This is a genomic window from Enterococcus sp. DIV0970a, assembly GCF_051711265.1.
Lineage (GTDB): Bacteria > Bacillota > Bacilli > Lactobacillales > Enterococcaceae > Enterococcus_D > Enterococcus_D casseliflavus.
The window spans coordinates 435,336-447,619 of the sequence record NZ_JBIOMF010000001.1 but is presented as its reverse complement, the minus strand read 5'-3'; the positions used below and the strand labels follow the sequence as shown (position 1 = coordinate 447,619).

Below are 12,284 nucleotides of genomic sequence, written 5' to 3'. Positions count from 1 at the left end.
CAATGTGCTCGGCACATTGTGTTGCTTTTCTATTCATATGGTTCTTCCCCTCTCAACAAGGTACCTACTAGTCTTACAAACAACTCACCGTAACCATTTCCAGTTACACTTCATGAATCAAGTAACTCTGTTTTCCCTCTCGTAAAAAGATTGGTAAGGAATCAATTTGTGCCTGTGCGACAATCCATTGTCCACCTTCATAGATAGTTCCATCTCGAGCATCGGTCCATTTTTCTCCTGTTGGCAAGTATACCTCACGCTCAGTAGCATTCGCTACAACGATGGGCGCTACTAGAATATCAGAACCATAGAGATACTGTGTTGTCAGTTCCCATGCCTGGTGATCCTCTGGAAATTCATAAAAAGTTGAGCGAATGACTGGCGTCCCTTTTTCATGAGCTGCGCGCATCAATTCACGCGAGTAGTCCCGCATCAATTCACGAATTCCAATAAATTTTTTCATAATCTCATAGTTCTTTTCCCCAAACGCCCATATTTCGTTAGCTGCTCCGGTTTGCTCTGTTTCTTCACCATCTGCCTTGAAGATTTTTTTATGGGGAGTACGTGAACCATGCAATCGCATGACTGGACAAAAAGTCCCATATTGAAACCAGCGGATCAATAAATCTTGAAAATCTAGACTTGTCACAGAACCACCATGAAATCCGCCGATGTCACTTGTCCACCACGGGATGCCTGCTAACCCCATTTGCATGCCAGCAACGATTTGGTTGCGTAAGTCTTGGTAAGTCGAATGAATATCGCCGGACCAAACCAATGCCCCATATCGTTGGCTGCCCGCCCAAGCACAACGAACCAATTTGATTGAATGTTCTTTTTGTGAGGAGGCTTCTCCCTCATCAAAACCACGAACATACTCACGGGGGTAAATATTGCCTTTTTGCAGCACACTCCCTACATAATAACGATAGGAATCATAGTCATACGTACCAAATTCTGGTTCAGCCTCATCCAACCAAAACAAGCGAATGCCGTTATTGACATAATTTTTTGATACTTTCTCCCAGACATAGTTTCGAGCTTTAGGATTTGTTGGATCATAAAAAATGTTATTCCCATGAAACAACATCTGCACATCAATGCCGCGATCCGTTTTGACTAATAAGCCTTTTTCTTTCATCTCTTGAAAATTCTCACTACGCGTGTCGATTTGGGGCCAGATCGATACCATTAGCTCGATTCCATATTTATCTCGTACTTCTTCTGCCATCGCCTTGGGGTCTGGAAAGAAATTTTCATCAAAGCGAAAATCACCACAGCGCGGCCAATGATAATAATCGATCACTAGTACATCAACGGGAATGTTCCGCTCTTTGTGTTCCCTAGCGATCGCCACTACTTCCGCTTGTGTCGCATAGCGAAGTTTACATTGCCAAAATCCTAGACCATATTCGGGCATCATAGGTGCCCGTCCTGTCACTTGGCTAAATTGTTCTTCGATTTGAGCTGGTGTCTCTCCAGTAGTGATCCAGTAATCCAATTGCTTCGTACTTTCGGCACGCCATTCGGTCGTATTTTTACCAAAAGAGACCGAACCGATTGCTGGATTGTGCCAAAAAAAGCCGTATCCTTTGTTTGATAAATAAAAGGGGATCGAAGCTTGTGAATTTCGATGTGCTAATTCTAAATTACACCCTTTTAGATCAAAAATATCCTGTTGATATTGCCCCATACCATAGATTTTCTCCTCATGATTGGCTTCGAAAGTAGCTTTTAGTTGAAAATCTCCTCCAATAATCGACTTAAAAAACCGCGCCTTTTTCAAGAGCGCACCGCCAGATGCTGCTTCTTTCAAAATCACTTCGCCTTTTTGATTGTAAAAAGTGATCTTGCCATAGTTGTTCCAGCCTGACTCTTTGGTGACTACTGCGTGGATTTTTCCATTACCGATAGATCCTACATCCCCCTCAATCGCAACCTCGACCTTAGAATCTTGTGTTAATAATGCACAGCAGGATAAATCTAGTTCACCAGACGGTGCACTCACCACCCGCAAACTGTTCGTGCCCCAAGCAATAATGCGCACGACTTCATTTCCATTTTGAAATTCGAGGTAATTCTCACCTATTGAAAAAAACGACATTTTTGAACCCTCCTTTTTTTCAGTATAGCTGGATTACAGAGGGCTATCCTTCGATTTTATGGCGTGTTCTATCGTAATCATGTCATTTTTCCGATATTGTGTAGGGGTCTCACCAAACATCTTTTTGAAGCACACAGAAAAATGATTACTATTACAAAAACCGACAGCTTGAGCGATCGCCACCATGGTCAAATCAGTCTCTCGCAACAATTCTGCCGATCGGATCAAGCGATAATGATTTAGATAAGCCATTGGGGAAGTTCGAAATGATTGTTTAAAAAATCGTGTAAATTGCTCTTTACTTAAGGAAACAGAATCGGCCAAATCTTGTAATTGGATCATTTCATGATAATTACTATGAATATAAGATAAAACCATTTTTTCCCGTTTTTCTTGGAGGCGCTCGCTTGATTTTTTTGCTGGCTGGTCGGTCCCAACTTCTAATAGATATGACAAGAGTTGGATAACAATCCCTTTCAGACGTAATTCACGATAAGATGATTTCCCCATAAAGCATTGATCAAATAGTTGAAACAAGGTGAGACTTTGTTGACTTTTATCTGGAAAATCCACATAAGAAGTAACACCTTCTTGTATCAAAAAAGGATCGATTTGTTGGCTTTGAATTCTATCTGATTGTCGACTCGTGATTAATTGTTCAGAAAAAACGATACACGAAAAACGGCAGCTTTGTTGTGCGATTCGATAGGCAGTGTGTAAAGTATTGGGAGGAATCAGTACGATCGTATTTGCCTTAATCTTGCGTGAGACTCCATTAACGACTAATTCTAGCTGTCCTTGATGGACACATAAAATTTCGATTTCTTTATGCCAATGTGGCACAAAAAAGAATTCTCGCCAAACACTCACTAAATTAGGATAATATGCTAATGGGAAATCTTCCGTGCCATGGTTCGCAGCTTCATAATAAGCAAGCGCTGCAGGTTGATTTATTTTCATTGAATCACTCGCTCACTTTCCACTTTGTTAACAGTGTTTTTCGTTTAATCATAGCGTATCTACAACGATTATGTAAGCGTAATCAAAAAATAGTTTATCTGTTGATCCTTTTGACCAATTGAAACAAACAGGACAGCTACTTGACGAGCTGTCCTGTTTGTTCCCACATTCCTGTAGGACAGTTTTTCTTAGCTAAATTTGCGCGAAACCGATAAAAGCAGCCGCATTTGGTACAGGTATGATTCAATCGCAATGGACAAGTCTCACAAACAGCGATTCTCCTACTGACGATCTCCGGCGAAGCCAAGTCGCTTTCTAAAGAAAGTTGTTCTGCAATCAAGGATTCAATGTCTTCCTGTGCTGCTGCAGCAGCATCTTTCACTTCGCATCCTTTACAAGTCATGGGATCAGACTGTCAATGAGATCGTTAGAACACTCATTGCTGGCACCCGCAAGCTGACTTTGTTCTCTTCAACATCGTAAGCGGTGAAGTCTTGGATCACCACATCTTCAGGATGATCAAAATCATTGTGTGCGTTCATTTTGTCCCCCACGATATAACGAGCTTCTTTCACTTCATTGATCGCTGTTTCCAGGGAGAAGGTTAATTCTTCCGTGCCTTGTGTAGCAAAATTACAAACCGATAGATGGATCGTATCCTCTTTTTTCGAAATCGTATACGTAATGGTATCACTGCTAGTTCCATGGCTATCAATGGTTTCAGCATCTTGATGGACTTTGTACAAATCAAAGACATGATAGCTTGGGGTTTTCACCATTTGTTCGCCATCTGTCAAAATCATCGCTTGCAGGACGTTGACGGTTTGTGCGATATTTGCCATATGCACTCGCTTGGCATGTTTATGGAAAATATTCAAGGTGATCGCTGCGACCATGGCATCACGAATCGTATTTTGTTGGTATAAGAAGCCCGGATTCGTCCCAGGTTCTGCTGAGAACCAAGTGCCCCATTCATCAACAATGATTCCCACACGCTGTTCTGGGTCATACTGGTCCATGATCGCGCTGTGGCGGGTCAATAATTCATCCATGTAGGCTGCTTTTTCACAGGTCACTTGCCACTCTGCCTCATCAAATTCCAAGGCGCTCCCTTTTTCTTCCCAGCCCTGCGGATGAACGTAGTAGTGCAAGCTTAGGCCGTCCATCAACCAATGGGCGTTTTTCATCAGCGTTTCTGTCCAATGATAGTCTGCGACATTCGCTCCGCCAGCAACTTTGTAGATTTTTTTGTCACCGTATTGGCGGACATAGGTTTGATAGCGGCGATACAGATCCGCATAGTACTCTGGCCGCATATTGCCGCCGCAGCCCCAGTTTTCGTTTCCTACGCCAAAGAATTTCATTTCCCACGCATCTTCATGGCCATTTTCTCTGCGAAGATCAGCCATCGGAGAAATGCCATCCATCGTGATGTATTCCACCCATTCCGACATTTCTTGCACCGTTCCGCTGCCGACATTGCCGTTGACATACGCGTCACATTCCAGCTGCTTGATCAATTCAAAAAATTCATGGGTCCCGAAATGATTGTTTTCAGTCACGCCGCCCCAGTGAGTGTTGACCATGGTTTTGCGGTTTTCTTTAGGACCAATCCCGTCTTTCCAATGGTATTCATCGGCGAAGCAGCCGCCTGGCCAACGCAGCACAGGGATTTGAATGTTTTTCAGTGCTTCAACCACATCGATTCGCATCCCATTTTTATTTGGGATCTGCGAATCTTCTCCAACGTATAATCCTTCATAGATACAACGGCCTAGATGCTCTGCAAAATGACCGTAGATATATTTGCTAATCGTTGTTCCTGATTTTGTGTTTTGAATGTTAATCGTCATTGTTATACTCCTATTCTTTGATTCCCCAAATGGACTCATTATTATCGCCAATCGTTGAGAACGTTAATTTTTGCTGCTCAAACTCTGTTATTTCCTGAGTTAATAAAATTCCTTTGAAGGTCGCTTCTTCAAAAGTCAATGCCAAGTATCCCGCATCGTACGTCCAAGTTCCGGTCAAGTCACCAGTAACGCTTCCATCTTTTTGAAGCTCGATCGTCTGCGTTTTTAGCATGGTCGTTCCATTGTCGGTACCATGGTTAATGATTTCATAGCGCCCGATAATGTCATCTTCTGTCAAAGCATCCGCTACTTGTTCATTGCCTCGATACTCGTAGGGTGCTGGAACTGGCCAGCCTTCCTCATTCATATACATTCTGTTGACCCGCACTTCATGGGCTTCGGTTCCATTGTTAAAGCGCGTATGGTACACCAAGGACCACTGACCATTCTCATCGATGATCGCCGAATTGTGTCCCGCTGCTCGATACCCCATTTGTTGAAACGAGAATTGGTAGTTTCCAATCAATTTGATGCCGTAGTTTGAATTTTGGTCCCCTTGTTCTAAGATTGGGCTATTTCCTTGGGCATCAAGGTAAGGTCCTTCTGGTTTTTCAGCGCGAAACAGTCGCATATTGTAACCACCTTTTGCTGCTAAACCACCGTAAGTGACGAATAGGTAATAATAATCGGTTTCCTCATCATATACAATATAGGGACCTTCTCCTGATTGATGATAGCCGCCAAAAAGCTTGATCCCGAAATAGCGATCAATGATACGCCCATCTTCCGTCGTGCTATCTTCCCCAGGATACATTGGTTTTCCAGTGGCTGGATCAACTTCCAATAAAAAGATACCGCCAGACCAAGAACCATAGGTCATCCATAGTTTCCCTTCTTCATCATAAAACAACGCTGGATCAATGGCGTTTGGCGCATAATCGGTGTTATACGTCAGACCATCTTCGATCGCCCAGTTTTCACTGAACCCACTGATTTTCCCCTCTTTGATCAATTTGGCCAAATGGGTATTTTGATAGTTGGTATTGCGTTCACTACCATCTGTCGAATCTTTTTCTGTAAAGCCAGAATAGATCACGGTATCCGCATAGCTATAGGGTCCTTCGATCGTTTTAGCTACGGCCAATCCAATCGCTGAACGCCGCCAAGTAGAACTAGCTGAGTAGTAGAGCATGTAGGCTCCTTTGTCTCCATTTGACCATTCATAATCAGCATTCCAAATGACATCTGGTGCCCAAAGGCTGTAACCACCTTGTGAATCGGCATCATCATAGCCTGCCCATTCAAAAGTCTCAGCTAGATTTTCTTTTGTGTTACCATAGATCATATTGTCTTCCATTGATTCATATTCGTGAGTGAAAGGCACTTCCCAAGTTTGTAAATCTTCTGTTTTCGCTTGGGCGAGATGCGAACCAAATACGTAAAACAGCTCTTGGTCACCAACATGAATAGAAGTAATCGATGGGTCATGAATCGACACTCGATTTTTTGTCGTTGTTTCCCACTCCTTTTGTGAAAGTTGCTCAGCAGCATCTCCTGTTTGACAGCCAGCAAGAAATAAACTAGTAAAAAAAACGGACATGGTTAAACAGAGCATTTTTCTTTTTGTATTCATTTTTTCCCTCTCTTTTATCTATCCTTTGACTACACCGGGTTCGCCAAAATCAGGCAATCCATTTTTTTTCCAAGTAAACGGTTGGACATACGCATGTCGATTGGGATTTTCTAAAGGATTACTGTAATCATTTTTTTCTGGTCTTGCATGATACACTAAGATCTCTTGTTCCCCCTCCTCATCGACTGTAAAGGAGTTATGTCCTGGTCCGTATAGGGAATTTTGTTCAGAACTTGAAAAGACTGGTTCCTTCAACTTATGCCAAGAATACCCATTCAATAAATCACTATCCTCATCTGCCCACAACAGTCCCATCGCGTAGTTTTCATCCGTCGCACTGGCTGAATAAGTAATGATCACTTTTCCATTTCTAATCAAAGCAGCTGGTGCCTCGTTCACTTTGAAGCCAATTTTTTCCCATTCATAATAAGGAATGCTCAGCAGAATCTGCTTTCCTTTCAATGTCCAAGGATTTTCCATCTCTGATAAATAAAGATTGGAATTGCCTGGAATGTTTGGATCTGCTTGTGCCCAGACATAATACAATCGGTTCCTGTGTTCAAATACCGTAGCATCTAAACTGAAACTCTCAAATTGCGTCTTGATCTGTCCTTTTTCTACCCACTCGCCTGCAAAGGGATCTTCATTCGCATTTTCGATCGCAAACATCCGATGATGATGCTGATCATTTCTGACTTCTCCATGATCTGCAGCAGCAAAATAGATGTACCATTTTCCTTGAATAAAATGAATCTCGGGTGCCCAAATCAGTTCACTCATGGGGCCTTCGGCATGAGCCTTCCAGATGACTTTTACTTCACCGTCAGCCAGTCCTTTCAAGGTTTTCGCACGCCTTAATTCGATTTCCTGATATCCTGGTTTTGATCCAGTGAAGTAATAATATCCATCGGTATGCTTGTATATCCATGGGTCTGCACGTTCTAATACAATCGGTTCCAAATAATTTTCTGCCATAAATTCTACACCTTCTTAAATAATTCCATTTTCCGTTTTTAGTATTTTTATTGCTTTGTTTTTAGACATATACATCGTCGTAGCTAGTAAATAGAGGACGACACCGATCACATCATAGATGATCAAATGGATGATGACACAGGCGATCATCCAACGTATCGTTCCTTTGTTTATTTGTTTGTCTCGCATATTCTTCGCGTTGATCCAACTGATAACGCCCATCAAAATCGTCGCTAACGCAACGATCATAACTACCTTCGATATCATTCCTACCAGACTTGACTGCAAGTATTCATACTGATTTTGATTTTGAAATGCTGCGATCCCTTGTTCTTCAAACCAAGGATAATACCCAAACATCGTTACAAGACCAATACAGACATCCCAGACCGCACTGGCACGTAGTAAATTTCTTTCCAATTTTCGATTCATGATCTTCACTATCCTTTTATTCCTGCATTTAAGTTCATAGATTCAATGAAGTATTTTTGAGCAAATAGAAACAGCATGACGGTGGGAATGATCGCAATCAATGCCGAGCCCATCAATTGACCAATCATTCGGTAGTTGCCATAAATGTCTTGTAGTAATAGCAAACCGGCTGTGATCGGCATTTTACTAACATCCGTATACACGATCACTGGCCACAAGAAATCATTCCATGAACCTGTGAAAGAAAAGAGGCCTGCAACGATCAACACAGGTTTGATCAAAGGAACGATGATCTCTGCAAAAATGGTAAATTCATCTGCACCATCCATTCGTGCTGACTCGTCAAATTCAAGCGGGATACCTTTCATAAACTGTCGCACAAGAAAGATATTTCCCATCCCTGCTAAGCCTGGAATGATCATGGCAAGAGAAGAGTTGACCCAGCCGAAGGTTTCAATGATTTTGTAAGACGGGATCAAATTCACTACACCGGGAAACATCGAGATCCCCATCAAAAGATAAAAGATACGATCACGGTATTTAAACCGCATTCTGCCATAGCCATAAGCGGTCACTGAAACAACGATCACAACTAAAACAGTGTGCGTGACTGCGATAAACATTGAATTCCATAACCACTGCATAATTGGTGCAGTAGACGTATTAGTCAAAATCGCTACATAGTTATCTAATATCCAGTTTACGGGTAATAAACGAAATCCAGTGGAGACGATTTCGGTTTGAGAACGAAAAGAAGTGGCGAAGCTAAAAATCAATGGAATAACCCAGATGATACATAAAACGATCAGAAACAAATATGCGATGACCATACTAGGTATATGTTTCTTTTGTGTATTCATTTTTTTGCCCCCTTAAGTATTGCTTCTATCTAAAAGAAAATATTGAAATACGGACACACACATAATGATCAATCCTAAGATGACTGCCATTGCCGAAGCCATTCCTGCAATTGACTCTCCTTGACTAAAAGCCAGTGAGCGGATATACATCATCAATACAGTCGTGCTTTGGTTTGGACCTCCACCTGTCATCATCAAAGGCTGTGCAAAGACATTAAATGCTCCAGCAGTTGTCATCACGATCGTATATAACAGTGGAAAGCGAATAGATGGCAAGGTCACATTCAAGAATTTTTGGAATGCTCCCGCTCCGTCGATCTCTGCCGCTTCATAAAGGTCTTCATTGACACCCGCTAAAGCTGAGCGATAAATGATCATGTTACCACCGATCGCTCCCCAAATGCTGACAACAAAAATTAAGATCCAAGCATAGGGTTGTCGCGAAGCCCAAGAGAAATCGAACCCAAAAATATTATTGACGGCACCTAATCGAGAGTGGAAAATCAATGACCAAATCAAAGAACCTGCTGAAACAGAGATAAGACCTGGAATATATAGAATTGCTTGAAAAAGTCCTTTCAGCTTCACTTTTTTATGTTGCAATGCAGCTGCAATCATCAGTGGAATGATGATTTGTAACGGCACCATGATCAAAACGAAAATAAAGGTATTTTTCAAACCATTCCAAAATTGGGTATAGAACGTCGAGGAACTATCAAACAATAATGTTTTATAGTTGTTAAAACCGACCCAGACTGGATCAGAGATCAAATTCCATTGCGTAAATGAAGCATAAATACCATAGATCGTTGGAATACATACAAAAATAATAAAGAGTACCATGTGTGGTCCAATGAATGCGATCGATGCCCAGTTAATGCTCTTTTTTTTCATTCCTTTCATTCCCTTCTAAAAATTGGAAAAGGGGATAGAATTATCCCCCCTTCACTTATCTAGCTACTTCTGCAATCTTATCTTCGACATATTGTTGCATCGTTTCTAATCCTTCATCCATATCTAATTCACCGTAAGCGATATCTGTACTATAAACATCTAATGCTTCTAAGACATAAGAGAAATAAACGTAGTCAAAGATGTAAAGTGTTTCTTCTTCCTCTGGTGTAGAAGTAAAGAATGATTGTGGGTATTGTTGGTAATCATCACTTTCTAAAATATCTTTACTTGCAACGATTTGACCGGCTTTTGCCCATTCGATCGAGTTTGTACGAACGAATTCTAAAAATTGTGCGATTACTTCTTCTTTTTCTTCTGTTCTGCTTTCACTCTTCAACATGCCAAACATATGAGAAGCTGCTCGGTTGGTTGCGATGTCATCTGAAGTCGAATAAATATTTGTTACGCCCCAATTCAAGCCCTCAACCGCATCATGAGCGGTAGAAGTCCAAGTACCATCTGTTGATAAGAGTACGTTTCCGCCTTGGAACATCAAATACCCATCTTCTCCATAAGGTGTCATCAGGCCTGCATCTGTTAACGCTTTAATTCTTTCTAACGCTTCTTTCATTTCTGGCGTATTCACCGTCGGGTTCCCAGCATCGTCAGAAATCGCGCCGCCTAAGTTACGGATTTGCGCTAAGATAACCCAAGAAAGTAACGCATTATTTACGACATAATCGCCTTCTTCCATCTGCCCTGCTAATGACATCATTTCATCAAACGTCACGATGTTATCGTCTAACCAAGAAGTGACATTGTATTTTTCTAAAAGATCTTGATTGTAATACATGGCACTGGCATGGATATCTAATGGGATCGTATATTGAGTATCGCCGATTTTCCCTGCATTCCACGCCGTATCTAAATAATTGCTTTCTTCTAACTCAGGTTGATAAGAAACCAGACGATCAACCGGATCAATAATATCGGAATTGACAAATTCCTCTACTTTATAAGAATGCATCAAAGTCAAATCTGGAATCCCACTTTTAGAACTTACAACCGTACTTAATTTAGTGTACATATCAGACGTGATCACATGATTGATTGTATAATCGGAACCTGATTGTTCATTGAATTCATTTACGATCTGATCCATATAAGCGCCATCATCACCAGTAAGGGGTGACCAAAAATTAATCGTGTATTTTTCTTTTTCCGCTGCCTGATAACGATTAAAACCAATAAGGGCAACTGCAACGACTGCAACTAAAGCACCAATAATAATAAGTTTCTTCTTCATGTTTTTCCCTCTTTCATAGAAATTGAATTTTGGTCTTTGAAGCCGAACACGCCTATCCTCCTTCTCTTATTTGCTATCCCAGCATTTATAATTGCATTATTCATTTCTAGCGTTTGCAAACACTTTCAATTTACAAATAAATCATAACTTGATTTGTAATCGCTGTCAACAATATTTTGATTAATTTATTCAGGATAACATCTATATTAATTAATAAATATATTAATAACTAGCGAAATAAACAACGCTATTTACACAAATTAGCAAATATGTTAACATTCAAGTAAATCAAACAGTTTAAGCGGAGGTGACACGATGCAATTAGAAATCAATCAAGAAGCATTGCCTGTCTATGAGGCACTTGCCAGTAACGTACGAATCAAAATCATTCAATTGCTGGCTAAAAACAAGATGAATGTCAAAGAGTTGGCACAAGAGTTAGGCTTAAGCAGCGCCATCATTACGATGCACATCAAAAAATTAGAAGAAGCCAAAATCATCAAAACAGAGCGTGTGGGGCAAAAAAAGATTTCCAGTTTGAGAGTGGATCATATCGATATCAACTTTCCTGAGAAAATCTTTAATGCCTTTGATACGAAAGAAACGGCGATACCGATCGGTCATTATACAAATTATTCGGTAGAACCAACGTGCGGGCTTGCTACTTCAGCTGATTTTGTGGGAATGGTGGATGAACCGAAGTTTTTCATGGATCCCCGACGAATGGATGCCCGCATCTTGTGGTTTACGAAAGGATTTGTTGAATACCAATCGCCAAACTTCTTAGCAAGAGAAGAAAAACTGGAAATGATGGAGATTTCAATGGAAGTTTCGTCTGAATTTCCTTTTTCCAATAACAACTGGCCGTCAGACATCACCTTCAGCTTAAATGGTGTGGAGCTTGGTACATGGACTAGCCCAGGGGATTTTGCAGATATTCGCGGCAAGTATACACCGGATTGGTATCCAGACAATCTCAATCAGTACGGGTTATTGAAGACGATCCGCATCATGGATCACGGAACCTACATGGAAGGTGTTCCTCTTTCCGACATTACGATCAAGGATATACCTGCCTACGAAGATACGTGGCACTTAAAAGTGGAAGTCAAAGAAGATGCCGAGCATGTCGGCGGTTGTACCCTCTTTGGCAAGGGGTTTGGGAATTACGATCAGGATATCAAACTGAAAATGTTTTATAGCTAAAAAAAAAACGCTAGTCTTAGCGGCTGACCCAAACATTTCTTTTGGGAATCAGGTCGCTAAA

General features: G+C 41.2%; 11 protein-coding genes. 1 reads left to right on the top strand and 10 read right to left on the bottom strand.

Annotation, left to right across the window (positions count from 1 at the left end; all coding sequences use genetic code 11):
• Window positions 1-103 precede the first annotated feature (103 nt).
• The 10 genes from IGK14_RS02115 to IGK14_RS02070 all read right to left on the bottom strand — a co-directional run bounded on the left by IGK14_RS02115 (window position 104) and on the right by IGK14_RS02070 (window position 11,017).
• On the bottom strand, window positions 104-2,104 hold the full coding sequence (locus tag IGK14_RS02115; protein WP_010748733.1) for a glycoside hydrolase family 31 protein: 2,001 nt from the start codon (window positions 2,102-2,104) through the stop codon (window positions 104-106).
• A 33-nt stretch (window positions 2,105-2,137) separates the two neighbouring features.
• Complete coding sequence (locus IGK14_RS02110) at window positions 2,138-3,064, bottom strand: AraC family transcriptional regulator (RefSeq protein WP_010748732.1); 927 nt, start codon at window positions 3,062-3,064, stop codon at window positions 2,138-2,140.
• 136 nt (window positions 3,065-3,200) lie between these two features.
• Window positions 3,201-3,467, bottom strand: coding sequence for a DUF6171 family protein (locus tag IGK14_RS02105; protein ID WP_034695322.1), 267 nt, complete (start codon window positions 3,465-3,467; stop codon window positions 3,201-3,203).
• A 4-nt stretch (window positions 3,468-3,471) separates the two neighbouring features.
• Window positions 3,472-4,917 carry an alpha-N-arabinofuranosidase gene (locus IGK14_RS02100; protein WP_010748730.1) on the bottom strand — a complete coding sequence of 482 codons (1,446 nt, stop codon included), beginning with the start codon at window positions 4,915-4,917 and terminating at the stop codon, window positions 3,472-3,474.
• A gap of 10 nt (window positions 4,918-4,927) precedes the next feature.
• A complete protein-coding gene (locus IGK14_RS02095) occupies window positions 4,928-6,550 on the bottom strand; it encodes a glycoside hydrolase family 43 protein (RefSeq protein WP_010748729.1) in 1,623 nt (540 codons plus the stop codon).
• An 18-nt stretch (window positions 6,551-6,568) separates the two neighbouring features.
• Window positions 6,569-7,525 (bottom strand): glycoside hydrolase family 43 protein, encoded by a 957-nt coding sequence (locus IGK14_RS02090; RefSeq protein ID WP_010748728.1) that lies wholly within the window; start codon window positions 7,523-7,525, stop codon window positions 6,569-6,571.
• 15 nt (window positions 7,526-7,540) lie between these two features.
• Entirely contained in the window at window positions 7,541-7,957 is a 417-nt protein-coding gene (locus IGK14_RS02085) for a hypothetical protein (RefSeq protein WP_010748727.1), read from the bottom strand.
• A gap of 8 nt (window positions 7,958-7,965) precedes the next feature.
• The gene (locus IGK14_RS02080; protein WP_005227285.1) at window positions 7,966-8,817 is read right to left on the bottom strand and encodes a carbohydrate ABC transporter permease; all 852 of its coding nucleotides are present in this window, start codon (window positions 8,815-8,817) and stop codon (window positions 7,966-7,968) included.
• Window positions 8,818-8,829: 12 nt separating this feature from the next.
• Window positions 8,830-9,720, bottom strand: coding sequence for a carbohydrate ABC transporter permease (locus IGK14_RS02075; protein WP_005227284.1), 891 nt, complete (start codon window positions 9,718-9,720; stop codon window positions 8,830-8,832).
• 46 nt (window positions 9,721-9,766) lie between these two features.
• On the bottom strand, window positions 9,767-11,017 hold the full coding sequence (locus IGK14_RS02070) for an extracellular solute-binding protein (RefSeq protein ID WP_005227283.1): 1,251 nt from the start codon (window positions 11,015-11,017) through the stop codon (window positions 9,767-9,769).
• A 315-nt stretch (window positions 11,018-11,332) separates the two neighbouring features.
• On the opposite strand from IGK14_RS02070, the gene IGK14_RS02065 reads away from it, so the two are divergent.
• Complete coding sequence (locus IGK14_RS02065) at window positions 11,333-12,223, top strand: ArsR/SmtB family transcription factor (protein ID WP_005227282.1); 891 nt, start codon at window positions 11,333-11,335, stop codon at window positions 12,221-12,223.
• The last annotated feature ends 61 nt before the right edge of the window (window positions 12,224-12,284 follow it).